The organism is Stenotrophomonas sp. Pemsol (assembly GCF_003586545.1).
Lineage (GTDB): Bacteria > Pseudomonadota > Gammaproteobacteria > Xanthomonadales > Xanthomonadaceae > Stenotrophomonas > Stenotrophomonas sepilia.
In genome coordinates, this window is sequence record NZ_CP025780.1 from 680,096 (window position 1) to 704,858 (window position 24,763).

The 24,763-nt window shown below is 67.2% G+C and carries 23 protein-coding genes and 2 pseudogenes; 14 read left to right on the plus strand and 11 right to left on the minus strand.

All coding sequences use genetic code 11. The features are described from left to right. Positions 1 to 97: 97 nt before the first annotated feature. Positions 98 to 1,615 (plus strand): MFS transporter, encoded by a 1,518-nt coding sequence (locus tag PEM_RS03105; RefSeq protein WP_005415529.1) that lies wholly within the window; start codon positions 98 to 100, stop codon positions 1,613 to 1,615. Positions 1,616 to 1,894: 279 nt separating this feature from the next. Here PEM_RS03105 and PEM_RS03110 read toward each other — a convergent pair whose 3' ends face one another. Continuing rightward, positions 1,895 to 2,299: a GFA family protein gene (locus tag PEM_RS03110; RefSeq protein WP_005415530.1), complete on the minus strand. Its 405-nt coding sequence runs from the start codon at positions 2,297 to 2,299 to the stop codon at positions 1,895 to 1,897. A gap of 171 nt (positions 2,300 to 2,470) precedes the next feature. On the opposite strand from PEM_RS03110, the gene PEM_RS03115 reads away from it, so the two are divergent. Next, positions 2,471 to 3,445 carry a DUF4105 domain-containing protein gene (locus PEM_RS03115; RefSeq protein ID WP_111127641.1) on the plus strand — a complete coding sequence of 325 codons (975 nt, stop codon included), beginning with the start codon at positions 2,471 to 2,473 and terminating at the stop codon, positions 3,443 to 3,445. Beyond that, on the plus strand, positions 3,445 to 5,466 hold the full coding sequence (locus tag PEM_RS03120) for an alpha/beta hydrolase (RefSeq protein ID WP_119706064.1): 2,022 nt from the start codon (positions 3,445 to 3,447) through the stop codon (positions 5,464 to 5,466). The genes PEM_RS03115 and PEM_RS03120 overlap by 1 nt, the downstream gene beginning before the upstream one ends. A gap of 87 nt (positions 5,467 to 5,553) precedes the next feature. Here the strand turns inward: PEM_RS03120 and PEM_RS03125 are convergent, their stop codons facing one another. Then, the gene (locus PEM_RS03125) at positions 5,554 to 6,975 is read right to left on the minus strand and encodes an MFS transporter (RefSeq protein WP_095377014.1); all 1,422 of its coding nucleotides are present in this window, start codon (positions 6,973 to 6,975) and stop codon (positions 5,554 to 5,556) included. Positions 6,976 to 7,004: 29 nt separating this feature from the next. Here PEM_RS03125 and soxR point away from each other — a divergent pair, with 29 nt between their 5' ends. Further along, positions 7,005 to 7,439 (plus strand): redox-sensitive transcriptional activator SoxR, encoded by a 435-nt coding sequence (soxR, locus tag PEM_RS03130; RefSeq protein WP_005415534.1) that lies wholly within the window; start codon positions 7,005 to 7,007, stop codon positions 7,437 to 7,439. A gap of 78 nt (positions 7,440 to 7,517) precedes the next feature. Here the strand turns inward: soxR and PEM_RS03135 are convergent. Beyond that, positions 7,518 to 8,147, minus strand: a pseudogene (locus PEM_RS03135) (short chain dehydrogenase); the annotation flags it as partial. A 71-nt stretch (positions 8,148 to 8,218) separates the two neighbouring features. On the opposite strand from PEM_RS03135, the gene PEM_RS03140 reads away from it, so the two are divergent. Next, entirely contained in the window at positions 8,219 to 9,094 is an 876-nt protein-coding gene (locus PEM_RS03140) for a LysR family transcriptional regulator (protein ID WP_065197109.1), read from the plus strand. A 60-nt stretch (positions 9,095 to 9,154) separates the two neighbouring features. Here PEM_RS03140 and proC read toward each other — a convergent pair whose 3' ends face one another. Together proC and PEM_RS03150 are read right to left on the minus strand one after the other, a co-directional pair. Next, positions 9,155 to 9,976: a pyrroline-5-carboxylate reductase gene (gene proC / locus PEM_RS03145; protein WP_065197108.1), complete on the minus strand. Its 822-nt coding sequence runs from the start codon at positions 9,974 to 9,976 to the stop codon at positions 9,155 to 9,157. Between the two features lie 18 nt (positions 9,977 to 9,994). Further along, positions 9,995 to 10,672, minus strand: a complete 678-nt coding sequence (locus PEM_RS03150) for a YggS family pyridoxal phosphate-dependent enzyme (protein WP_065197107.1) — start codon at positions 10,670 to 10,672, stop codon at positions 9,995 to 9,997. Positions 10,673 to 10,759: 87 nt separating this feature from the next. Between PEM_RS03150 and PEM_RS03155 the strand changes: the two genes are divergently transcribed. The 3 genes from PEM_RS03155 to PEM_RS03165 all read left to right on the plus strand — a co-directional run bounded on the left by PEM_RS03155 (position 10,760) and on the right by PEM_RS03165 (position 14,143). Beyond that, positions 10,760 to 11,797, plus strand: a complete 1,038-nt coding sequence (locus PEM_RS03155) for a type IV pilus twitching motility protein PilT (protein WP_004147099.1) — start codon at positions 10,760 to 10,762, stop codon at positions 11,795 to 11,797. 98 nt (positions 11,798 to 11,895) lie between these two features. Next, on the plus strand, positions 11,896 to 13,038 hold the full coding sequence (locus PEM_RS03160) for a PilT/PilU family type 4a pilus ATPase (RefSeq protein WP_005415539.1): 1,143 nt from the start codon (positions 11,896 to 11,898) through the stop codon (positions 13,036 to 13,038). A 121-nt stretch (positions 13,039 to 13,159) separates the two neighbouring features. Further along, positions 13,160 to 14,143: an aldo/keto reductase gene (locus PEM_RS03165; protein ID WP_095377010.1), complete on the plus strand. Its 984-nt coding sequence runs from the start codon at positions 13,160 to 13,162 to the stop codon at positions 14,141 to 14,143. A gap of 47 nt (positions 14,144 to 14,190) precedes the next feature. Here PEM_RS03165 and PEM_RS03170 read toward each other — a convergent pair whose 3' ends face one another. After that, positions 14,191 to 15,090, minus strand: coding sequence for a LysR family transcriptional regulator (locus PEM_RS03170; RefSeq protein WP_095377009.1), 900 nt, complete (start codon positions 15,088 to 15,090; stop codon positions 14,191 to 14,193). 505 nt (positions 15,091 to 15,595) lie between these two features. On the opposite strand from PEM_RS03170, the gene PEM_RS03175 reads away from it, so the two are divergent. Both PEM_RS03175 and PEM_RS03180 read left to right on the plus strand, forming a co-directional pair. Beyond that, positions 15,596 to 15,808, plus strand: a complete 213-nt coding sequence (locus PEM_RS03175; protein ID WP_099553959.1) for a DUF4287 domain-containing protein — start codon at positions 15,596 to 15,598, stop codon at positions 15,806 to 15,808. A 110-nt stretch (positions 15,809 to 15,918) separates the two neighbouring features. After that, complete coding sequence (locus PEM_RS03180) at positions 15,919 to 16,626, plus strand: YitT family protein (protein ID WP_005415543.1); 708 nt, start codon at positions 15,919 to 15,921, stop codon at positions 16,624 to 16,626. An 82-nt stretch (positions 16,627 to 16,708) separates the two neighbouring features. Here PEM_RS03180 and PEM_RS03185 read toward each other — a convergent pair whose 3' ends face one another. Together PEM_RS03185 and PEM_RS03190 are read right to left on the minus strand one after the other, a co-directional pair. Then, positions 16,709 to 17,254, minus strand: coding sequence for a DNA-3-methyladenine glycosylase I (locus PEM_RS03185; RefSeq protein WP_072168202.1), 546 nt, complete (start codon positions 17,252 to 17,254; stop codon positions 16,709 to 16,711). Then, on the minus strand, positions 17,251 to 19,044 hold the full coding sequence (locus PEM_RS03190; RefSeq protein WP_111126892.1) for a DUF4153 domain-containing protein: 1,794 nt from the start codon (positions 19,042 to 19,044) through the stop codon (positions 17,251 to 17,253). The genes PEM_RS03185 and PEM_RS03190 overlap by 4 nt, the downstream gene beginning before the upstream one ends. A 91-nt stretch (positions 19,045 to 19,135) precedes the next feature. On the opposite strand from PEM_RS03190, the gene PEM_RS03195 reads away from it, so the two are divergent. From PEM_RS03195 to PEM_RS03210, 4 genes and pseudogenes are all read left to right on the plus strand, one after another. Beyond that, entirely contained in the window at positions 19,136 to 19,702 is a 567-nt protein-coding gene (locus PEM_RS03195; RefSeq protein WP_049410646.1) for a YqgE/AlgH family protein, read from the plus strand. Further along, positions 19,695 to 20,189 (plus strand): Holliday junction resolvase RuvX, encoded by a 495-nt coding sequence (ruvX, locus tag PEM_RS03200; protein WP_005408378.1) that lies wholly within the window; start codon positions 19,695 to 19,697, stop codon positions 20,187 to 20,189. The genes PEM_RS03195 and ruvX overlap by 8 nt, the downstream gene beginning before the upstream one ends. Positions 20,190 to 20,205: 16 nt before the next feature. After that, complete coding sequence (locus PEM_RS03205) at positions 20,206 to 21,156, plus strand: aspartate carbamoyltransferase catalytic subunit (RefSeq protein WP_065197103.1); 951 nt, start codon at positions 20,206 to 20,208, stop codon at positions 21,154 to 21,156. A gap of 245 nt (positions 21,157 to 21,401) precedes the next feature. Then, a pseudogene (locus tag PEM_RS03210) lies at positions 21,402 to 21,893 on the plus strand (transposase). Between the two features lie 87 nt (positions 21,894 to 21,980). Here PEM_RS03210 and PEM_RS03215 read toward each other — a convergent pair. The 3 genes from PEM_RS03215 to mgtE form a co-directional block, all read right to left on the minus strand. After that, entirely contained in the window at positions 21,981 to 22,778 is a 798-nt protein-coding gene (locus tag PEM_RS03215; protein WP_111126890.1) for a prolyl oligopeptidase family serine peptidase, read from the minus strand. 71 nt (positions 22,779 to 22,849) lie between these two features. After that, the gene (locus PEM_RS03220; RefSeq protein ID WP_005415551.1) at positions 22,850 to 23,116 is read right to left on the minus strand and encodes a hypothetical protein; all 267 of its coding nucleotides are present in this window, start codon (positions 23,114 to 23,116) and stop codon (positions 22,850 to 22,852) included. A 105-nt stretch (positions 23,117 to 23,221) separates the two neighbouring features. After that, a complete protein-coding gene (gene mgtE / locus PEM_RS03225; RefSeq protein ID WP_049410631.1) occupies positions 23,222 to 24,583 on the minus strand; it encodes a magnesium transporter in 1,362 nt (453 codons plus the stop codon). Between the last annotated feature and the right edge of the window lie 180 nt (positions 24,584 to 24,763).

Genomic DNA, 24,763 nt, shown 5'->3' on the forward strand with positions numbered 1-24,763 from the left:
ATTGCGGAACGGTTGGACGTAATCAACGTCCATCGAGCCTGTTTTTCTGGAATAGCGGCCTGTCCATCATCAATGCCCCTGATGGATGGAGGCCCGCATGGCCCCGGATTCGATGCTCCCTGTACCTGTCCGCGCGCAGCAGCGCTGGGCCCTGCTTGCGGTCTGCCTGGCCGCGCTGGCGTTGCCGTTGTCCTTCACCGCCGGCGCCGTCGCGGTGCCGGTGCTGTCCCGCTCCTCAGTGGCATCGCCCACTGCGCTGGCCTGGGTGACCAACGCCTTCATGCTCACCTTCGGCAGCCTGCTGCTCGCTGCCGGTGGCCTGGCTGATCGCCATGGCCGACGGCGGATGTTCCTGCTGGGCACGGCCGGCTTCACCGTCGCGACGGCCGCTGTATGCCTGTCGCCTACGCTGCTGTGGCTGGATCTGGCGCGCGCTCTGCAGGGCGTTGCCGCTGCCGCAGCGCTGGCCTCGGGCACCGCTGCGCTGGCGCAGGGCTGGCAGGGACCGAGGCGTGCCCGTGTCTTCGCCCTGCTGGGCATGACATTCGGTGCGGGCCTGGCGCTGGGGCCGCTGCTCGCGGGCCTGTTGCTGCAGGCGCTGGGCTGGCGCAGCGTGTTCGCTGCAGGCGGTGTGCTGACGTTGGCGGCGTTCGCACTGGCCGCGCGCGCGTTGCCCGAAAGCCGGGGCGAGCGCGGACGGCTGGACATCGCCGGCATGCTGGGCTTCAGCCTGATGCTGGCGGCATTGACCCTGGCCCTGCTGTGGCTGGGAGAGTACGGCCTGCACGCCGGTCGCGTGCAGCTGGCGCTGTTGGCGACGCTGCTGTTGGGCGGCGCGTTCGTCTGTGCCGAACGGCTGCATCCTTCCCCGTTGCTGGACCTCTCACTGTTCTGGCAACCGGCGTTTCTCGGCGTCCAGCTGCTGCCGGTGGCGACCTGTCTGGGCTACGTGGTGCTGCTGGTCGTGTTGCCTCTGCAACTGCTGGGCGTGCATGGCCAGAGCACGACGCTGGTGGGACTGCAGATGCTGGCGCTGTCCGCGCCGATGCTGGTGCTGCCGATGCTGGCTGCGCGCTGGGCGGAGCGCGTTGGAAGTGCGCGGCTGTGCACGCTGGGACTGCTGGTCTGTGCCTCTGGCCTGTACCTGTTGTCGCGCCACGCATCGCAGCCGTCGCCCTTGCAGTGGGTGCCGTTGCTGATGCTGGTCGGTGCAGGGACGGCCTTGCCATGGGGCCTGATGGATGGGCTGTCGGTGAGCGTGGTGCCTGTACAGCGTGCGGGCATGGCCGCCGGCATCTTCGGAACCGTGCGGGTAGCGGGCGAAGGCATCGCCCTGGCCGCAGTGACGGCGCTGCTGGCGATGCTGGTCGACCAGCAGCTGCATGGGGCATCGCCCGCGTCGTTGGCGCGTGCCGGTGCCTATCTGGCGAGCGGGTCCCGCGACCAGGCGGCGGCACTGCTGCCGGCGATGAGCGGTGAGCAGCTGCAGCAGGTCAGCGCCAAGGCGCTGGCAACACTGCTGCGTGTACTGGCGCTGCTGACGGCTGTGTGTGCTGTGTTGTTGCACCTGTTGCTGCGGAAACGCAAAGGCACGTTGGCCGAGCATACGGCGTAGCAGGCTCATCGCCCCCTCCGCCGTCATCCCGTTGTCGTCTTCCGCTCACGCCGCCCATGCCCACCCGGGTCTAATGTTGATCGTCCCCGTCCCCCCACGGAGACCCGCCATGTGGCTGCTCGATCATCTCTGGCTTGGCCGTCGACCGCTTCCTCCCCCGGCCGCGGATGCGCCGCAGGCACCGCCGCGCCGGCCCTGGCTGAAACGACCCGCGCGGGCGGGGCGCAGCGGCATGGCGCCCTGGCAGAAGGTCGCCACGCCGCCGCGGCGCACGCGCCACTAGCCGGTGCGGTCTGACGGGTGGTTGACCCCGTCGCTGACCGGAATGACCCCCAGCGCGAACGGATCAATGCCCTCCAGGCAGGCCACGTTGTAGCCGTACTGGTCGGGGTTGGAGCGGCGCCGGTGATGGGTGTAGATGCCGCACACCCCGCAGAAGTAGTGCTCGGCCACATGGGTGTTGAACTGGTACTTCTGCAGGTGATGCTGCCCGCGCACCACCTGCAGGCCCTGGCGGGGGACGCTGGCGGCGATGGCACCCCGGCGCCGGCACATCGAGCAGTCGCAGCGGCGGGGATCGACGATGCCGTCCGGCAGGTCCAGCAGCAGCTCGACCGTGCCGCAGTGGCAGGTTGCGCGGTGCCGGGGTTGGACCGGAACGCCGGCCACGGAAGTGATGCCCATCGTTGCTCCTGTGAAGTGAACCTGGCCGCATGGACCGCCGCAGACGGTGCGCCGGCGTGCCTGAACAGGCCGTAGATGCCACGGTGAACCCGCTTGTGGCTAACTATGCGGCTTCGGGACCGCGACAGGATGCCAGTGAAAGCCGCAGGACGTTGGATGACAGGAAGTGCCATGGCGCTGGCAGCGTTGTGGGTGGCCGGGCTGCTGGCCTATCAGATGCCGGGGCCGGGCTGGCTGGCGAACGGCATTGCGGTGCTGTGGCTGCTGTTTGCGCTGTGGGCGTCGTGGCGGGTCGCGCGTGGTCGCAGCAACCGCCGCCTCGGCATGGCGTATGGCGCTGCGCTGGTGCTGGCCGGCCTGTGGTGGCTGCTGCTGACCCCACGCCAGGACCGCGTGTGGGCCGATGACGTGGCCCAGCGCCTGCATGTGGTGTCCTTCGACGGGCGCCACGTGGTGTTCGACAACGTGCGCGATTTCACCTGGCGCAGCGAAACCGACTACGACGCGCGCTGGGTGCGCCGCGAATACGACCTGGACCAGTTGCGCTCGGCCGATCTGGTGCTGTCGTACTGGATGGGCCCGGCGATCGCCCACACCCTCATCTCGTTCGGTTTCGAGGACGGTCGCCACGTGGTGTTCTCGCTGGAGATCCGCAAGGAGCGCGGCGAATCGTTTTCGGCACTGGGCGGGTTCTTCCGCAAGTTCGAGATGACCCTGGTGGCCTCGGAAGAGACCGACATCATCCGCACCCGCACCAACGCGCGTGGCGAGGATGTCTATCTGTATCGCCTGCACGGCATGGACCACGCGCAGCTGAAGGAACTGTTTGCCGCGTACATCGCGCAGGCGCGCGAACTGGATGCGAAGCCGGGCTTCTACAACACGCTCACCAGCAACTGCACCACCATCGTCTTCGACCTGGCCCGCCACATCGCGCCGCGCCTGCCGCTGGACTACCGCCTGCTGCTGTCCGGGTATCTGGCCGAGTATGCGCAGGAGGTCGGCGCACTCACCCCAGGCGTGCCTTATGCCGAGCTGCATGACAAGGGCCGCATCACCCAGCGTGCATTGGACCTGGGCAGCGGCGACCACTTCTCCACCGTGATCCGCCAGGGCGTACCTGGCACCGAGCAGGACCCGCAGTAATGACTCGACTCCTCCTGATCCGCTGGCAGCGTGCGCTGCCGGTGTTGTTCGCCGCCTTCCTGCTGCTGGGCAGCAGTGGTTGCGCGATGGTCACCGTCAAGCAGGTCAAATCCAGCGATTCGCTGGTCAACAAGCGTGCCGACGTGCTCAATACCGGCAAGCTCAGCCCCGCTGCGCGCGAGACGCTTAGCGCGGCAGGCCTGGACGAATCGCAGTGCGAGAAGGACTTCCTGGTCTGCCGCAGCACGCTGCTGATGACCGACGATCTCAATGTCGAGCAGCGGCTGTCGGCGCTGTCCGAACTGTGGGTGAAGGCCGCGCTGGCGCTGACGCCGAAGAATACCGCAGCCGGCGATCCGCCGATGAGCGACGCAGCGCTGGACGCTTGGCTGGAAGCCGCGCGCTACGCCTATGCCTACCTGTTCTACAGCGGCCGCTCACCATCGGATCGCGCCTTCGAAGACCGGCAGACGCAGGTGCGTGACTACTACAACTACGCGGCCGAGAAGGCGGCGGTGGTGCTGTTCGTCCGCGCGCGCGCCGCTGCGTTGGCTGGCGAGGACTACACGAAGCCGATCTCGGTTGGCAGCTGGTCGCTGGCTTCCAACTACCAGCAGCTGAACCTGAAGAGCATTCCCGCGCAGCTGGTGCCGGCCGGCACGGTCAGCTTCGTCGGGCTGCGCAGTACTTATCGCCGTGATGGCTTCGGTGCCGAGCTGGTGATGGTGATGGACCCGCCGAAGCTGGTCGCACCGGTGATCGCGCCTGAGGGCCCGAAGGCGGAGACACCGCAGGATGACGAAGAGGGCGCACGCCGTGGCCGCCGTCATCGGCATGACGATTCGGTGCCCGAGTTCAGCGAGATGTCCTCGATCAACGTCACCGCGTTGCTGCGCTTCGAAGGCAGCAGCCTGGACGATGTGATGCGGACGCGCCGGGTTGAACTGGATGCCTATTCGCCGGAAGCTACCGAGCGCATCACCCTGCACGGCGAACAGGTGCCGCTGGCCGGCAATTTCACCGCGGCCTACGGCCTGTGGCTTGCCCAGAGCGGTTTCGCCCGGCAGTCACTGCGCACCCTGTTCGGCATGAGCGAGGGCATCGGCGAGCCACACATCTACCTGATGCAGCCGTGGGACCCGAACCGCCGCATCATCTTCATGCTGCACGGCCTGGCCAGCAGCCCGGAAGCCTGGGTGAACCTGGCCAACGAGATCATGGGCGACCCCGAGCTGCGCCAGCAGTTCCAGGTGTGGCAGGTCTATTACCCGACCAACGCACCGATCGCGCTGAACCGCTACGAGATCGCCAATGCGTTCAACGACACGCTGAAGCACTTCGATCCCAATGGCAGCACGCGTGCATCGAAGGACATGGTCTACATCGGCCACAGCATGGGCGGCGTGCTCGCGCGGCTGCTGGTGAGCGATTCCGGTGACGTGCTGTGGAACGACCTGCTGGCCAACTATGACCTGAAGGGCGAGCGTCTGAAGCGCGTGCAGAACAAGCTGGGGCCGTTGCTGCATTTCAAGGCACAGCCGAACGTGGAGCGTGCGATCTTCATCGCTGCGCCGCACCAGGGCACCGATATTGCCGGCAACAAGGTCGGGCGCCTGCTGGGCCGGCTGGTGCGCCTGCCACTGACCATCCTCGGCAAGTTCGAGGACGTGTTCATGGCGCTGGCGCAGGCCGAGCAGCAGGTCGATGGCACGGCCAAGCCGAAGATTCCCAACAGCATCGACAACCTCAAGGCCAGCGACCCGTTCGTCAAGGCCGCAGCGCAGCTGCCGATCGAAGCGGGACTGAAGTACCACTCGATCATCGCCCAGCGCAAGCCGGAGCTGCCGGTGGACAAGTCCGATGACGGACTGGTGCCGTACTGGAGTGCGCACCTGCCGGGTGCACAGTCGGAGAAGGTCATCATTTCCGGCCACAGTGTGCAGGAGACCCCGCAAGCGGTGCTGGAAGTCCGGCGCATCCTGCACCGGGATATCGATGACGTGGGGACGGCGACCCGGTAGTGCCGGCCGCTGGCCGGCACTCTCCGCGCACGCGGGAATTCCGTGATGGTGCCGGCCAGCGACCGGCACTGCCGAAACCCGGCGGCGCTACACCCGCCGCGCGATCACCGCGGCCAGCACCGCCAGGCCGAAAGTGATCGCCAGGCACAGCAGGTAGCCGGTGTGCGGCGCGCTTTCCACGAACAGCGCGAACAACGCACCGGAGACCGCCAGCGCGGTGGTCACCGACAGGGCCTCGCTCAGCTGCAGGGCCGACGTGTTGGCACCCTGCTCATGCGCTGCTGACAGCGAAAGCGTGAGTACCGAGAGGCTGGCGTAGATCATGCCCATGCCGAAACCGGTGACCGTCCAGCCCACCAGGGCCACCGGCAATGGCACTGCATTGAACAACACCGCAAGCGTTGCGGCGATGCCGACCGTCATCATCGCCGTGCCGACGCGCAGCAGCTGCTGGCGTGACCAGCCGCGCTGCTGGTGACCCTGCAGCCAGGAGCCGGCGAACCAACCGAGTGCGCCGAGGCTGAGCACCGCGCCGGCCCAGCTGGGCGGGAGCCCGCGTTCGCGCTGCAGCAGCAGCGGCAGGTAGGCTTCGCAGGCGAAGAATGCGGCAGCGGCGACGCCGCGCAGTGCGATCACGCTGGGCAGGCCCCTGCGCAGGATCAGCGTTCCGGCCGGCAGCAGGCGATGCACGCATAGCAGCAGCGCCAGCATCGCCACGCCGATGCAGAGCAGGGCGGTCGGACCGTGCTGCTGGCCGCCGAAGTACAGCAGCAGCGCCGCCAGCGATGCACCACTGGCCCAACGTACGACGTTGCCGCGCCCCTCGTCGTCGTTGCTGTCGGCGGAGGGCTGCATGCGCGCCAGCGCAGGCCGCAGCAACAGGGCAGCAGGGACTGCCAGCAGCGGTACCGCCAGGAACACCCAGCGCCAGCCGAGATGCTGGACGATCAGGCCGCTCAGCGCCGGGCCGACCATCGAGGGCACCACCCAGCCCGCCGAGAATGCCGCGAACACCTTCGGCCGCAGGTGCTCGGGGTAGCTGCGGCCGACCATCACGTACAGCGAGACCGAAATCGCGCCCGCACCCAGGCCCTGCAGCAGGCGCCCGGCCACCAGCATGCCCATGCGCACGGCGAAGCCGGCCAGCAGCAGGCCCAGCACGAAGCAGGCCAGGCCGTACCACAGCGGCCGTGCCGGGCCCTGGCGGTCGGCCCAGCGTCCGGCCAGGGTCATGCCGATCACGCTGGTGGCCAGTGTGCCGCCGAAGGCCAGCGCGTACAGGCGCAGGCCGCTGAGTGCTTCGGCCACCGTGGGCATCGCGGCCGCGACGGCCAATGCTTCGAAGGCGTGCAGCGCGACCAGCGCGACCATGCCGAGGGTGGTGGCGCGGTAGCGCGCGGACAGGATCGATGTGTCAGCCGGCAGGCGGGTGTCGGCGGGAGAGAGGGTCGGGGTCATACCGGTCAGGGGCGGGCCGCGCTTGTCAACGGGCGGCGAAGATAGCAGCATGCCACCTCAACTATAGTTGAGGTCAAGCAATGGCATCCCAGGAACTCAGCGTTGGCGAGGTCTCGCAGCGCAGTGGCGTGGCCGTTTCCGCACTGCATTTCTACGAGCGCAAGGGGCTGATCAGCAGCCTGCGCACCTCGGGCAACCAACGCCGTTACAGCCGCGACGTGCTGCGCCGGCTGGCGGTGATCCGCGTTGCGCAGCGGGTGGGCATGCCACTGGAAGCGGTCGGCCGCGCCTTCGAGAGCCTGCCTGAAGGCCGTGCACCGACCAAGGCTGACTGGGCCAAGCTGTCCGCGCGCTGGCGCACCGAGCTGGAAGAGCGCATCCACATGTTGCAGCTGCTGCGCGATGAACTGACCGGCTGCATCGGCTGTGGCTGCCTGTCACTGCAGCATTGCCGCCTGGCCAATCCTGGCGACGTTCTCGGCGAACGCGGCGACGGCCCGATGCGCTGGGAATGAAAAAGGGGACGCGCTCCCGGTAGCGCCGGGCCATGCCCGGCGGACGAAAACGACTTGATCCCCTCCGTCCCCTTTTTCTTACCAGACCGTGATCGTCTCGCCGCTCTGGATGCCTTCCACCGCGCGCTGGAAGGCCAGCGCCGCGCGTTGCGCGCTTACCGCTTCAAAGCCCGGGAAGTAGGGGCCGTAGGCCGCCATCGATTCGATCAGTACGTTCGGGCTGACCACGTTGATGCGCAGGCCGCGCGGCAGCAGCTCCAGTGCGGCAGCGCGCACGAAGCCTTCCAGTGCGGCATTCACTGCGGTGGCGTTGACGCCGTCGCGGATCGGCTGCGCGCTGATGATGCCGCTGGTCAGGGTGATCGAGCCACCGGCATTGAGGTGGTGCTGGGCGGCCAGTGCCAGCCGCACCTGGCCCAGCAGCTTGTCCTGCAGGCCGCTGTTGAACTGTGCCGGCGTCATCTCCTGCAGCGGTCCGAAATGCACCGAGCCGGTGGTGGAGATCACCGCATCGACTGCACCGGTGCGGGCGAACAGTTCGGCGACGCTGGCGTCGTCAGTCAGGTCCACACGCAGTTCGCCACTGCGGCGGCCGGCGGCGAGAATCTGATGCTGTTGGCCGAGCTGACGGGCGACTGCCTGGCCGAGGGTGCCGCTGGCACCGACGAGGAGAATCTTCATGGCCGTTCCTTGCGTGAGGGAGTGAGCGCAGTCTGCGCCGTCACAGTGGGGTTAGGTAAGCGGCGTATGATTCGTAGATTCCTAACTCTGGATTAGCAATGGATACCCTTCGCTGCATGCAGGCCTTCGTGGCAGTGGCCGAGCGCGGCAGCTTCGCCGGCGCCGCCGAACAGCTGCAGGTGTCGGCGGTGATGGTGGGCAAGTACATCCAGCAGTTGGAAGCACATCTGGGCACCGCGTTGCTGCAACGGAACACCCGCCGCCAGCGCTTGACCGAAGCCGGCAGCGCCTACCTGGCCGGGTGCCGGCAGGTGCTGGAGCAAGTGCAGCAGGCCGAGGCCGATGTGGCCGGCCTGCAGGTACAGCCGCGTGGCCTGTTGCGGGTCAGCGCGCCCACCACCTGGGGCAGCTGCGTGCTGGCGCCGCAGCTGGCTGGCCTGCTGCGTGCGCAGCCGCAGTTGAATATCGAGCTGGACCTGAGCAACCGCCGCGTGGACCTGATCGAAGATGGCTTCGACGCGGCGATCCGGGTCGGGCCGTTGCCATCGCAGGAGGTGGTGGCGCGGCCGCTGCCGCCGTATGCGATGAGCCTGTGCGCGGCGCCGTCTTACCTGCGCAGGCGCGGCACGCCGCGAACACCGGATGACCTGCAGGGGCACGACTGCCTGAGCCATCTGGCCTGGCGCGGCGGGCATGGCTGGCAGTTGGCCAACGGCGAACAGGTCGACTGGGAGGCGCGGCTGAGCAGCAACGATGGCTTCGCATTGCGTGAAGCCGCCGTGGCCGGGGCCGGGCTGGTACTGCAGCCCACCGCACTGCTGGCGGCGGAGATCGCAGCGGGGCGGTTGAAGCCGCTGCTGCGCGACTACCTGCCCGAACCGCGGCCGATGCACCTGATCTACCTGCCCGATCGACGCCCGCGCCCGCGTTTGCAGTGCTTCGTGGATTTCGTCATGACCACGTTGGGGCAATGATCATCGGGATAGATGGGGTCAGATCCCTTTGCCGAGGCAAAGGGATCTGACCCCAGGGGATCAATCATTCGCCGCAGACAATTCCTGTCCACGCACCTGCGCGGCGCGCAGTGCCTTGTCCACCAGTGCCTCGAAGCCGCCAGCCTGGAAGCTCTCGATCGCGGCCTGGGTAGTGCCATTGGGTGACGTCACGCGGCGGCGCAGTTCTGCGGGGCTCTCACCGGCCTCATCCAGCATGCGCGAGGCGCCCAGCAGGGTCTGCACCACCAGCGTGCGCGCGGCGTCGGCCGGCAGGCCCTGGGCAATACCCGCCGCTTCCATCGCTTCGGCCAGCAGGAACACATAGGCCGGTCCACTGCCGGACACGGCAGTCACCGAATCCATCAGCGCCTCACTATCGATCCACACCGTGCGCCCGGCACTGGCCAGCACCTGTTCGGCCTGCGCGTGCTGCTGCGCATCCACCGATGCAGTGGCATACAGGCCGGTCACGCCGGCGCCGAGCAGAGCGGGGGTATTGGGCATCGCACGCACCACCGGCAGGTTGCCACCCAGCCAGCGTTCCAGCTGCGCGCTGGTGATGCCGGCGGCGATCGACACCACCAGCGGCCGGTTTGCCTGGGCCAGTGCCAGCAGCGACTGACAGACCTCACGCAGCACCTGCGGCTTCACCGCCAGCAGCCAGGTGCCGCCCTGTGCGCCGGCATCGGTGGCGTTGTCGTGGACCTGCACGCCGAAGTCGGCAGCCAGCGACTCGCGCAGCGCTGCAACCGGTTCGGCCACATGGATGTGCGCGGCCGGCACGCCCTGGCGGATCAGGCCGGCGATCAGGCTGCGCGCCATGTTGCCGCCGCCGATGAAGGTGATGGAATCAGCTGCCATGGATGTCTCCTTGGAAAATCAGGCCGGTCGCGCGCGCGCGCCGAACAGGGCGGTGCCGATGCGCACCAGGGTGGCGCCCTCGGCGATGGCTTCGGCGTAGTCGCTGCTCATGCCCATCGACAGCGTGTCGACCTGCGCGCGCTGGGCGGCCAGCGACTGGAAAAGTGTGCGCATGCGCACGAATGCATCGCGGCGACGCTCGGCCTCGGGCCATGGCGCGGGAATCGCCATCAGGCCACGCAGGCACAGCGAGGGCTCGGCGGCAATCGCAGCGGCCAGCCCCTCGACATCCTCCGGTGCACAGCCGTGCTTGCTGGATTCATCGTCGATGTTGACCTGGATCAGCACGTTCAGCGGGCCGCGTGCGGCCGGGCGATGGCGCGCCAGCGCCGTTACCAGCTTGGGCCGGTCCACGCTCTGCACCCAGTCGAAATGGGTGGCCACCGCCTCGGCCTTGTTCGACTGCAGGTGGCCGATCAGATGCCACTCCAGCGCCAGGTGCTGCAGCGCCTGCATCTTGGCCAGCGCTTCCTGCACATAGTTCTCGCCGAAGGCCTGCTGGCCCTGTGCGGCCAGCGCAGCCACGGCCTCGGCCGGTTGGGTCTTGGAAACGGCCAGCAGGCGCGGATCGGGCCGGCCGGCCGCCTCGGCGGCGGCATGCAGGTTGCTCAGTATCTGGGGCAGGGGAGTGGCCACGTAACGCGTTCCGTTGAATCAGGAGGCTATACTGCCGCCCGGGGAAAGATCCTTCCAGTCGAAGCCGTTATTGGGGAGTAGCCGCTCATGGATATCGCCGAACTGCTGGCGTTTTCCGTAAAGAACAAAGCGTCCGACCTGCACCTGTCTGCAGGCCTGCCGCCGATGATCCGCGTGGACGGCGACGTTCGCCGGATCAACATCCCGGCCCTGGACCACAAGCAGGTCCACGCGCTGGTGTACGACATCATGTCCGACAAGCAGCGCCGCGATTACGAGGAATTCCTCGAAGTGGACTTCTCCTTCGAGATTCCGTCGCTGGCGCGCTTCCGTGTGAACGCGTTCAACCAGAACCGTGGCGCCGGTGCGGTGTTCCGTACCATTCCGTCCGAGGTGCTCACCCTTGAGGACCTGGCCTGCCCGCCGTTGTTCCGCGAAGTGATCCAGCAGCCGCAGGGCCTGATCCTGGTGACTGGTCCGACCGGCTCGGGCAAGTCGACCACGCTGGCGGCGATGATCGACTACATCAACAAGAACGAATACGGCCACATCCTCACCGTCGAGGATCCGATCGAATTCGTGCACACCTCGCAGAAGTGCCTGATCAACCAGCGCGAAGTGCACCGTGACACGCATGGCTTCAACGAAGCACTGCGCTCGGCACTGCGTGAGGACCCGGACATCATCCTGGTCGGCGAACTCCGCGACCTGGAAACCATCCGCCTGGCACTGACCGCCGCGGAAACCGGCCACCTGGTGTTCGGCACCCTGCACACCAGCTCGGCGGCTAAGACCATCGACCGTATCATCGACGTGTTCCCGGCCGGCGAAAAGCCGATGGTGCGTTCGATGTTGTCCGAGTCGCTGCGTGCGGTGATCTCGCAGGCACTGCTGAAGAAGGTCGGTGGCGGCCGTACCGCAGCGTGGGAAATCATGGTCGGCACCCCGGCCATCCGCAACCTGATCCGCGAGGACAAGGTGGCGCAGATGTACTCGGCCATCCAGACTGGCCAGCAGTACGGCATGATGACCCTGGACCAGCATCTGCAGGACCTGGTCAAGCGCAGCCTGATCACCCGCAACCAGGCCCGCGAGTACGCCAAGGACAAGCGCCTGTTCGAGTAAGGCGGGACAGCGACGGGCGGCGCGCGCAATGGCGCGGCCGCTCCGTGTTGTTTCCTCCACCGACCGTTACCTGGTAAACCGCTTTCCGGGAGCCCGCCGTGAACACCACCGCGACCACCATCGATTTCACTTCGTTCCTCAAGCTGATGGCGCACCAGCGCGCCTCGGACCTGTTCATCACCGCCGGCATGCCACCGGCGATGAAGGTCAACGGCAAGATCTCGCCGATCACGCAGACGCCACTGACGCCGCAGCAGAGCCGCGACCTGGTCCTCAACGTGATGACCCCGGCACAGCGCGAGGAATTCGAGAAGACCCACGAATGCAACTTCGCCATCGGCCTGTCCGGTGTCGGCCGTTTCCGCGTGAGCTGCTTCTACCAGCGCAACCAGGTCGGCATGGTGCTGCGCCGCATCGAGACGCGCATTCCGACCGTGGAAGAGCTGAGCCTGCCGCCGATCATCAAGACGCTTGCGATGACCAAGCGCGGCATCATCCTGTTCGTCGGTGCTACCGGTACCGGTAAATCGACTTCGCTGGCGGCGATGATCGGTTACCGCAACCAGAACTCGACCGGCCACATCATCACCATCGAAGACCCGATCGAATTCGTGCACAAGCACGAGGGCTGCATCATCACCCAGCGCGAAGTCGGCATCGATACCGACAGCTGGGAAGCCGCGCTGAAGAACACCCTGCGCCAGGCGCCGGACGTGATCATGATCGGCGAGGTGCGTACCCGCGAAGGCATGGACCACGCCATCGCGTTCGCCGAAACCGGCCACCTGGTGCTGGCCACGCTGCATGCCAACAATGCCAACCAGGCGATGGACCGCATCGTCAACTTCTTCCCGGAAGACCGCCGCAACCAGCTGTTGATGGACCTGTCGCTGAACCTCAAGGGCGTGGTCGCGCAGCAGCTGGTGCCGTCGCCCGATGGCCGCTCGCGCAAGGTGGCGATGGAGATCCTGCTGGGCACGCCACTGGTACAGGACTACATCCGCGACGGCGAGATCCACAAGCTGAAGGAAGTGATGAAGGACTCGGTCCAGCTGGGCATGAAGACCTTCGACCAGAGCCTGTTCGAGCTGTACCAGGCCGGCGAGATCAGCTACGAGGACGCGCTGCGTTACGCCGATTCGCAGAACGAGGTGCGCCTGCGCATCAAGCTCAGCCAGGGCGGCGACGCGCGCACCCTGTCGCAGGGGCTGGATGGGGTGGAGATCTCCGAAATCCGCTGACCTGGCCGGCAACGGTCATGACCGGATTGATGAATTCCAGTCATGACCGACTGCGGTCCAGCCGGCTCAATCCATCGCCACCGCAGGCGTATCGTCAGCGCTCCCCCTCTGGAGTACGACGATGCAGACACGTGAACTCGGCCGCAGCGGCCTGAAGGTTTCCGCTCTGGGCCTGGGTTGCATGGGCCTGACCCATGCCTACGGCCAGCCGGTCGAACCGAGCCAGGGCATCGCCCTGCTGCACGCTGCCGTCGAGCGCGGCGTGACCTTCTTCGACACCGCCGAGGTGTACGGCCCGTACACCAACGAAGACCTGCTCGGCCAGGCCTTGGCGCCCTACCGCGACAGGCTGGTGATCGCCACCAAGTTTGGTTTCAAGGACGCGCGCACCGATGCCGGCCTGGACAGCCGCCCGGAGAACATCCGTGCCGTGGCCGAAGCCAGCCTCAAGCGCCTGCGTACCGACCATATCGATCTGTTCTACCAGCACCGCGTCGACCCGAACGTGCCGATCGAGGATGTGGCCGGCACCGTGCGCGACCTGATCGGCGAGGGCAAGGTCGGCCACTTCGGCCTGTCCGAGGCCAGTGCTGCCACCGTGCGTCGCGCGCATGCCGTGCAGCCGGTCGCCGCCGTGCAGAGTGAGTACTCGCTGTGGTGGCGCGAACCGGAGCGTGAGCTGCTGCCGACGCTGCAGGAGCTGGGCATCGGCTTCGTGCCGTTCAGCCCGCTGGGCCGCGGCTTCCTGACCGGTGCGATCAACGCCGATACCACCTTCGACGCCAACGACTTCCGCAATACCGTGCCGCGTTTCGAAGTGGAGGCGCGCCGCGCCAACCAGGCGTTGGTGGATCGCATCAGCACGATTGCGGCAGCGCGCGGTGCGACGCCTGCGCAGGTCGCACTGGCCTGGCTGCTCGCGCAGGCACCGTGGATCGTGCCGATTCCGGGCACCACCAAGGTTCATCGCCTGGAAGAAAACCTGGGCGCGGCCGACCTGCAGCTGGCGCCGGAAGAACTGCAACGCATCGCGCAGGCGCTGGACGAAGTGTCGATCGTTGGCGAGCGTTACAACCCGCAGCGTGCGGCACAGGCCAAGGGCTGATCACCGGGTGCGGACCGAGGTGGGTGCGGACCGTTGGTCCGCACACCTCATCCAGCCATCGGCCCGCGCAGCGCATCAAGCACCGTCCGCATCGCCACGGTCACGTGGCGGCGCGAAGGGTAATACGCGTAGTAACCATCGAAGTGCGGGCACCAGTCGTCCAGCACTGATTGCAGCCGTCCATCGTCCAGCATCGGCTGCACCTGGTCTTGCGGCAGCCAGGCCAACCCGCTGCCGGCCAGCGCAGCGGTGCGGGTCATGCCCATGGTGTTGAACGTCCACTGGCCGCTCACGCGCACGCTCAGTTCATTGCCGTCCTGGCCGAAATCCCACGGCATCAGCCCACCATGCGTAGGCAGCCGCAGGGTCACGCAGTTGTGCCCGGCCAGGTCGTCCGGGTGCCGCGGCACCACGTGCTGGCGGAAGTAGCTGGGCGCCCCGACCACGCGCATGCGCAGCGGCGGGCTGATCGGTACGGCGATCATGTCGCGCGCCAGCCGCTCGCCCAGGCGGATGCCGATGTCGTAGCGCTCGGCCACGATGTCGGCCAACCCGTAGTCGGCCGCCAGTTCCACCTTCAAATCCGGGTACTGCTGCAGCAGCGGCGCCAGCCTGGGCCAGGCGATGTACTCGGCGGCGTGGCCGGTGGCATTGATGCGGATGGTGCCGGCCGGGCGTTCACGGTACTCGGCCAGCGCGGCCAGCCCGTCCTCGATCTCGGCCAGGCGCGGGCCCAGGGTATCGAGCAGGCGGGCACCGGCTTCGGTGGTCGAGACGCTGCGGGTGGTGCGGGTCAGCAGGCGCACGCCCAGGCGCTGCTCCAGTCCGCGCATGGCATGGCTTAGCGCGGACTGGGACACGCCCAGCTGGGCGGCAGCCTTGGTGAAGCTGCCCTCGCGGGCAACGTGGACAAAGGCCTGCAGATCGTTGAGATTTTCGCGGGGCATGCGGGAATGATACGGCCGGGCTGCGCCCGGCACCTGCTTCAAGCCAAGGCAACGTCAACGTCAAATGCGTGCATTCCGTGGGATGGCGGGGTGGGTCCGGTTGAGGGGGGCGCCGTAAATACATGTAGCAACTGTGTTGACGGAGGGGCCTGGCCCCTCCATGAGACGGGCACGGTAGGCGGCCCACGCCGGCTCTCGACACCTACGCTGACAGATTTCCATCAGATAAGGCTCGGTCGCCGCTTGCTCGTGTGCGCTGTCCTGCGCACACGGCAAGACCGGGGTTGGGCGTCTTGCCCAACCCGCCCGAGGCATGCCTCGGGCCCATGCGGCTCACGCCCCCTCAACCGGACCCACCCCGCCTTCGACAGTTTCCCGCGAGCTGTTGGAACGGCATTCTGCTTTGGTGGGTGCCGACCGTTGGTCGGCACTGGGTCGGGCGTGTAGGGATGTCGATTTCAGGGACTGTGGTTCGTCGAATGCATGACTTCAACGGGAGCTGCAGATGAGCACTGACACCAAGCCGAAAGGCCCGGCCTCGTACTTCCCCTCCATCGAGAAGACCTACGGGCAGCCGGTGGCGCACTGGTTCGGCCTGCTGTCGAAAAAGAAGGGCCTCAAGCACATGGAACTGGTCAGCTTCCTGAAGAGCGAACACGGCCTGGGCCATGGGCACGCCAACGCGCTGGTGGCGCACCATCTGGCCGGCAAGGGGTGACCGGCGGCCGGCGGAGGGCGGGCTGGGGCGCATTCAGCTGAACGATTTCATCTGCAACTGTCATGCAGATCGTGTCTAATACCGCTCCCCACCTGCTGTTCCCCACCCGCATGTCCCTTCCCTCCCATGGCCCCGCGCCGTGCGACGACGCTGACGGCCACCTGGTCACCGCCGGTCCGCTGACCCCGCCGCCCGACAGCGCCGGCACCACCGCCGACGACAAAGCGCTGCGTCACTCGATCGCCGAGGACGTGCAGGGCATGGTGCTGGCCACGATGGTGGCCTCGCTGGGCCTGGCCATCTTCGCCAAGGGCGGGCTGATGATCGGCGGCATGGCGGGCATGGCCTTCCTGCTGCACTACGCGATGGGCTGGAACTTCGGCCTGGTGTTCGTGCTGGTCAACCTGCCGTTCTACTGGGTGGCGCTGCGGCGCATGGGCTGGGAATTCACCCTGAAGACCTTCGCCGCGGTCACCGCCTGTGGCGTGCTGACCGACCTGCTGCCGCGCTGGATCGACTTCTCGCACATCAACCCGCTGTACTCGGCGATTGTCGGCGGTGCGTTGTCCGGCCTGGGCATCCTGTTCTTCATCCGCCACCGTGCAAGCCTTGGCGGCATCGGCATCCTGGCGGTGTACCTGCAGCGCACCCGTGGCTGGAGCGCGGGCAAGGTGCAGATGTCCTACGACGCGTGCCTGATGGTGGCCGCGTTCTTCGTGTTGTCGCCGTCGAAGGTGCTGTACTCGGCCATCGGCGCGGTGGTGCTCAGCCTCGTGCTGATGTTCAACCACCGCCCTGGCCGCTACATGGGCGTGTGACGTTCAACGGTGTTGCCGGCCAGCGGCCGGCACTACCGGAACCCATGCATGGCAGCGCCGGGCCATGCCCGGCGGATATCCATCAGCGGGCGGCGGCCTTCAACCACGGCGGCGACAGCATCAGCAGCCGCGCATGCACCGGGCAATCCTCGGCGTGCGCACCGGGCAGGTAGCCCAGGCTCATCAGGAATTCGCCGGTGATCTCGCCGCCGGTGAAGCGGAAGGTCTTCTTGAACAGCTTCACCCAGTCGGCCTTGCTGCGCGGGTGGTGTGCATCCAGCCACGCCGCGAAGCTGCCATGGCTGGCCCGCAGCTGCTGGATCACCTGCGCGTTGTGGATCGCCGCCAGCACCTTCAGGCGGTTGCGGATGATGCCCGCGTCCGACAGCAGGCGCTCGATGTCCTGCTCGGCATACGCGGCCACGCGGTCCACATCGAAGCCGTCGTAGGCCGCGCGGAAGCCCTCGCGCTTCTTCAGGATCGTTTCCCAGCTCAGGCCGGCCTGGTTGATTTCCAGCACCAGTCGCTCGAACAGCTCGCGCTCGTCACGCTGCGGGAAGCCGTACTCGTTGGCGTGGTAATAGTCGTGCACCGGATGGCCCGGGGCGATGAGGCAGTAGCCGCTCATGGGGAAGGCTCGTTGGAATCAGATTCGGATTCGGGATCGATGGCCACCGCAGGGTGCCCGCCGATGGACAGCATCGGCCAGCGCGGTGGAATGAGCGTGAGTCTGCCGTCACGCAGGGCCTGGTTGATCGTCTCGGCCTGGCCGCTGACGGTGCCGAACAGCGCACCGGCCCGGCGCCACTGCGAATCCTTGCCACGTGCGTACAGCACGCAGTCCGGTCCACGGTGGGTGTTCAGCTCGCACAGCAGCACCTCGCCGGTACTATCGCCGTCCAGGTCGCGATGCACGATCAGGCAGTCGCGCTCGCTCTGGGCGCAGGATTCGCCATTGATCGATCGGGTGGCCAGAGCTTTCCACCAGTCGTCCGGTGGAGAACTGGATCCCTTGGCCCGCTTCAGCGCGCGCTGCAGGGCGGCCACGTCCTGCGGCCCCTTGTCGAGGCGGTGGCCGTCGTCCCAGCGTGAGGTGCGTGCCAGTGCTGCAGCGATCACCTGTGGCGCGTTGGCATCGGCGGTGATGGCCGGATCGCGCTGCAGTTCGCGCAGCGCCTGCACGCCACGGCGCCCCAGATCGAAGCGCAGCACGTTGACGTCGCTGCTGGTGATCGCCGGCGGGTCCGCGCGCAGCCGCGCCAGCTGGCTGGACAGGGTCAGCCGCACCGGGTCCAGCAGGGGCGAGTTGCCCAGCAGGGCCAGTGCCAGCACCGCCCAGCACATCCAGCGGTTGACCGGCTCCAGCATCTGCAGCCAGCGGCGCTGCCGGCGCAGCACCGCCAGCGCGTAGCCCACGGCATAGCCGGCCGTGGCCAATGCGACGAGCACCGCCCAGAAGCGATCCAGGGTCCAGCCGTACTGCGCCACGCGCAGGCCCAATGCATACAGTGCCAGCGCGGCGTAAACCGGCAGTGTCAGCAGGCTGGCTTCGACCAGCCTGCGCAGCACGAGAGGGTAGGGGGCACTGTCTTCCCCCTGCTGGTAGACCGCATTGGTGAACGTCACCAGCAGCAGCGACACCACCACCAGCAGGCTGGCGGCCGAACGGGTCTTCCACAGCGGCTCCAGCCCGGTAAGCGGCAGGCTCAGCACGAACAATACGGCGATGAACGACAGCAGCGGCAGCAGCCCGCGGCAGATCGCGAACAGCACCTGGCGGGTGATCTGGATCGCACGGTGCTGGGTGCGCCCGATCAGCACGCCGAACCCGGCCAGGCTGCCGGTGGCCAGTGCGATGAAAGCGTCCTGCCGGAACAGGTCGCGGAAGACATTCACGTCCAGCAGTTGGAACAGCGCTGCCCACAGCCACAGCAGCAGCCAGGTCAGCCCGGTGAACAGCGCCGCCAAAGCGAGGGTCAAACCGTTCTGCCAGGCGCGCTCGAACAACTCGGGGTAGCTGGCGCGCCAGTGCCCATGCTGCAGCTGGAACTGCCACCAGGGCAGGGCCACGAACACCGCCACGGCCATGCCCAGGGTCAACGGAAACTGCAGCGCGCCCGATTCCAGTGCGGTCTCGCCAGTGAGGTTCCAGCCGATCCAGCCGGCCAGCGCCAGCACCACCGTCGAGCCAAGCACGGCCTGCAGCCACAGGCGGCGCTGGCCCAGTTCCACCAGGCTCAGCGCCACTGCGCTGGGAATGGCCAGCACCCAGGCGTACCAGCAATAGCGCCAGCCGATATCGCGGAACGGCCACGCATCGGACAGCTCCTGCGCGGCATACAGCATCAGGCCCTGCAGCAGGGCAAGCAGGATGATGGCGCTGCGTGCCGGCAGGGTCAGGGGCGAAGAAGACGGCATCAATGACCTTCCGTGGCAAAGCACCATCCTAGCCCATCGTGGTTCGGCGCCATCGCGCGACCATCCCGCCCCCAGCAGGTAGAATGGGCCCATGCCTGTAATGCCGACCTCCCTTGCCGATCACCTGCTCGTCGCGCTGCCGTCGCTGCTCGACGCGACCTTTGCCCGCAGCGTCGCGCTGATCTGCCAGCACGACGAGAACGGGGCGATGGGCGTGCTGGTCAACCAGCCTTCCGAATACACGCTGGGTGAAGTGCTCGCGCAGATGGACATCACCACCGGTGATGGCGACCTGCAGGCGCGCATGGTGCTCAATGGCGGCCCGGTGCATCCCGAGCGCGGCTTCGTCATCCATGACGACGCGCGCGCGTGGGATTCCAGCCTGACCGTGGGCCACGGCCTGTACCTGACCACCTCGCGCGACATCCTCGAAGCGATGGCGCGCGGCGAAGGCCCGGCCAATGCGGTGGTCACCCTCGGCTGTGCCGGTTGGGGCGCAGGGCAGCTGGAAAGCGAGCTGTCCGAGAACAGCTGGCTGACCGTGCCGGCCGATGCCGAGCTGGTGTTCCAGCTGCCGCTGGAGCAGCGCTGGCAGGGTGCGGCTTCGCGTATCGGTGTCGACCTGTTCCGGCTGACTGACTACAGCGGCCATGTCTGAGCCCATCACGCCCGCACCGGATTCTGCTGCCCCGGCCATCCGTCGTGACGGCACGGTCCTGGGTTTTGATGTCGGCTCGCGGCGGATCGGCGTGGCCATCGGCAGTGCCTTTGCCGCGCATGCGCGCGCGGTGGCGGTGGTCGATGTGCACGGCAACGGCCCGGACTGGACCGCGATCGAACGCCTGCTCAAGGAATGGAAGCCCGACGGCCTGGTGGTCGGCGACCCGCTGACCCTGGACGGCCAGGACCAGCCCAACCGCAAGCGTGCGCAGGGCTTTGCCCGCCAGCTGCGGGAGCGCTTCAAGCTGCCGGTGGTGATGATCGACGAGCGTTCCAGCTCGGTCGAGGCTGCCCGCCGTTTCGCCGTCGAGCGCGCCGAAGGGCGCAAGCGTCGTCGTGATGCGGCCGCCCTCGACGCCGTGGCCGCGGCGGTGATCATCGACCGCTGGCTGTCGTCCCCCGACGACGCCACCCCCATTCCCTGACTGCACGACTCCCGCCATGACTGCCCAGCAAATCGATGCCTCCGGACGCCTGCGCCACCTGCTGACCCTGGAGGGCCTGCCACGCGAAACCCTGCTGCAGTTGCTCGATCGGGCAGGGCAGATCCGCGACGCCGCAGTCGGCCGTGTCGGCAACAAGCGCCACGTGCTGGCTGGTTCGGCGGTGTGCACGCTGTTCTTCGAGCCGTCCACGCGCACCCGCAGCTCGTTCCAGCTGGCCGCGCAGCGCCTGGGCGCCGACGTGCTGAACTTCGATGCCTCGACCTCGTCCACGCGCAAGGGCGAAACCGCCTGCGACACGCTGCGCAACCTGGAAGCGATGGGCGTGCGCGGCTTTGTGGTGCGCCACCCCGATGACGGCGCCGTGGCCGCGCTTGCCGACGCTGCGGGCGAGGGTACCGCGCTGATCAATGCCGGCGACGGCCGCAGCGCGCACCCGACCCAGGGCCTGCTGGACATGCTGACCCTGCGCCAGGCCAAGGGCCCGGATTTCTCGAAGCTGAAGGTGGTGATCGTCGGCGACGTGAAGCACTCGCGCGTGGCCCGCACCGACCTGCATGCGCTGCGCACGCTGGGCGTGGGCGAGATCCGCGTGTGCGGCCCGCAGTCGCTGCTGCCGGATGACGAGACCCTGAAGGGTTGCGTGGTCGGCGATGATTTCGACGCGATGCTGGAAGGCGTCGACGCGCTGATGATGCTGCGCCTGCAGCGCGAGCGCATGGAAGAAGGCCTGGTGCCGTCGCTGGAGCAGTACCACGCGCAGTACGGCCTGACCCGCGAGCGCCTGGCGCGTGCCGGCAAGGACGCTGCGGTACTGCACCCGGGGCCGATCAACCGCGGCGTGGAAGTGACCGACGACGTGGCCGATGGCCCGCAATCGTGGGTGCTGCGCCAGGTCGCCAACGGCGTCGCCGTGCGCATGGCCGTGCTGGAAACCTTGCTGGGCTGACCACTTTGGTGGGTGCCGACCGTTGGTCGGCACGGCTGATCTGTCCTCAGCCGATCCGGTGGGTGCCGACCGTTGGTCGGCACGGCTGATCTGTTCTCAGCCGATCCGGTGGGTGCCGACCGTTGGTCGGCACTGAACCATCAGTGCGGTGAAGTGCGGGCCTGGCCATTGAATGGTTTCGGGCCTACCTGTATTGACGTGTTGCCCGATAGAAGAGAGATACCGGCAGGCGCACGCTTGGGCCCATGAACCGCGCACGCCTACGCCTTGGCCGCCATTCCCGGATCGGGCAATCCTGCATCCTGACCACCGTCACCCAGGAACGTCGACGCTGCTTCGATGATGCCACTGTGGCACAGGAGGTGATGGATGTGTTCCGTCGCATTGATGATGAGGGCCTGACGCACTCACTTGCCTATGTGGTCATGCCGGACCACATCCATTGGCTTGTGGAGATCCGTGCGTTCTCGCTGGACTACATCATGCAACGCTTCAAATCGAGCAGTGCATTGCGGATCAACCGCATGCTGGGCAAGACAGGACCATTTTGGCAATCGAGCTATCACGATCACGCCATTCGTTCTGAAGAATCACTGTTTCGCCATGCGATGTACATCGTCGCCAACCCGGTCAGGGCGAACTTGGCGAGGTGAGTGGGAGAGTATCCGTATGCCTGGTGCCGATGGGAGATCGATGGGAGGTACCAAGCAATGGATTACCCCGAAGCGGAGAGATAGTGCCGACCAACGGTCGGCACCCACCCATACCCAAGCCGACCAACGGTAGGTATCCACCAACAGGTGTTTCCCAGCAGAAGCCGCGGTTCAGCGCTTCTGCGCGAACAGCCATGCCCACATTGCCGGGTCCGCGTAGGTGGCGTCCCAGGCATTGTGGTTGCCCTCCGGGTACTCGGTGTAGCGCACGTCGCGTGCAGCGGCGCTTTGGAAGGCGGCGTGCAGCTTGCGGTCGTCGTCCGGCGGCACCACGTCATCCAGCGCACCATGGAAGATCCAGATCGGTGTGTGCCGAAGCCGCTTGGCGATCACGGCATACGGATCGGATTCCTGGGCCACCTGTTCGACGAACAGGGTCGGACGCACCGCGCGCGGCGCCAGCACCGCGCCGCATACCGGCACGATCGCGGCGAAGCGCCCGGGTTGATCCAGCGCGATGTTCCAGCTGCCATAGCCGCCCATCGACATCCCGGTCAGGTACTGCCGCGAGGGATCGGCACCGAACTCGGCGATGGTGGCGTCCAGGGCGGCCAGCGCAACGCGGTTGTTGCGCCCGCTCCATTCCTGGCGGCCCGGCACCTGCGGGAATACGGCCAACGCGGGGAAGTCGGCCGCGTGCCTGCGCAGGTGCGGCCCCAGCCCGGCATGGGTCTGCTTGACGCCGTCGCCGCCACGCTCGCCGGATCCATGCAGGAACAGCACCACCGGCAGTGCGCCAGGCGTGCGCGCCGCGGTGGCCGGAATGAACACCTGGTAATAGGCGGTACGGCCATCCACTTTCACCGCACGCGATTCGAAGTGGCCGCGCGCGCTGTCCGGCTGCGAGGCGCAGCCGGCCATCATCAGGATCGCCAGCATCGGCAGCCAGCGCATCATCGTACGGACCATTGACGTTCCAGGAGCGGTGGGTTCAGCCGCATCCTAGTCCGCCGCAGGTCAATGCGGCATCATGCGCCGCATCACTGCGGGCGCGGAAAGCTGGCGATGATGTCCAGCTGTTCCTGGGCTTCGGCATTGCCGCTGGCGGCCGCGGCCTGCACCTGTGCCATGTCCGGATGCAGCACCACCAGCAACGGGTTTTCGCAGACCGGACAGGCGTACTCGGTGGCGTCCTCGTCCAGCTCCATCTCCATGGCACGCGAGCTGCCCTTCCATTCGCAGGCCGGGCAGGTGTGCTGCTGGTCGCGCCAGCCGGGCTGGAAATAGTTTTCGATCGTGGTGGCCATGAGGGTCCAGTTGGAATCGGGTCAGAGCCCCGCGCTGCGGGGATCCGACCCTGGGTCTTGGTGTGGGTCGGAGCTCCGCGTTGCGGGGATCCGGCCCGGCAGGGATCAGTGCAGCAGCACCAGCGTGGCCAGGCCGAGGAAGGTGAAGAAGCCCATCGAGTCGGTCACGGCAGTCAGGAAGATGCCACTGGCCAGCGCCGGGTCGAAGCCGAAGCGTTTCAGGGTCAGCGGCACCAGTACGCCGGCCAGCGCCGCAAACAGCAGATTGCAGGTCAGCGCGATGGCGATCACCGCCGACAGCCCGGGCGAGTGGAACCAGACCAGCACGATCAGTCCCAGGATCGAGCCGAGCAGCAGGCCGTTGAGCGCGGCCACCCGCACTTCCTTCCACAGCAGCGTGCGCGCGTTGGAGGCGCCCACCTGGCCCAATGCCAGGCCGCGCACCATCAGCGCCAGCACCTGGGTGCCGGCATTGCCGCCGAGGCCGGCCACGATCGGCATCAGCACCGCCAGCGCCACCAGCTTGTCGATCGTACCCTCGAAGTGGCCGACCACGCTGGAGGCCAGGAAGGCCGTGCACAGGTTGATCGACAGCCACATCAGGCGGCGGCGCATGGCGCGCCAGACCGGGCTGAACAGGTCCTCGTCCTCGTCCAGGCCGGCGGCGCCCAGCGCCTGGTGCTCGGCCTGGCCGCGGATGATGTCGACCACGTCATCAATGGTGATGCGGCCAACGAGGATGTTGTTCTCGTCCACCACCGGTGCGGAGATCCAGTCATGGTCGGAGAACTGCCGTGCCACTTCCTGGTCGCTCTCGCCGACGTCGATGGCCGGCTGCTCGTCGTCGATCAGGCGGTTGATCGGGGTGGTGTCCTCGTGGGTCACCAGTGCCGCCAGCGACACCCGGCCGAGATACTGGTGCCGCCGGCTGACCACGAACAGGTGGTCGGTGTGGTCAGGCAATTCGCCGCGCAGGCGCAGGTAGCGCAGCACCACGTCGACGTTGACGTCGGCGCGCACGGTCACCACGTCCGGGTTCATCAGGCGGCCGGCGCTGTCCTCGGGATAGGACAACACCTGTTCCAGCCGCTCGCGGTTCTCGCGGTCCATCGACTTGAGGACTTCATCGATGACCGTATCCGGCAGGTCTTCGACCAGGTCGGCCAGATCGTCGATGTCCAGGTCTTCGACCGCGGCGATGATCTCGTCCGGGTCCATGTCCGCGAGCAGGCTTTCGCGCACGTCCTCGCCGACGTGGACCAGCACCTCGCCGTCGTCTTCAGGATCGACCAGGCCCCACACCACCTCGCGCTTGCCCGGCGGCAGCGATTCAAGCAGGTTGCCGATCTCGGCCGGGGCCAGGGTGTTGACCAGGCGACGTACCGGGCCCAGCCGGCCGCTGTCCAGTGCATCGGACAGCATCCGCAGTTGGCGCGCAGTCTTGTCGTGGCGTACAGCTTCAGCCATCGCAGCTCCCGCGGGATAAGAAAAGCCGCGATCCCGGCAAGGATGCGGCAACAGGGGTGTTCAGCGCGTCATTATCGCAAGGCGATGTTTCACCGGATACCCCGCTGGCCTGCGGCCACCGGGGTCCACGCATTCAACCTTATCCCCCGCCTGTCGGCGCGCCCCTTGAACAACAAGGGG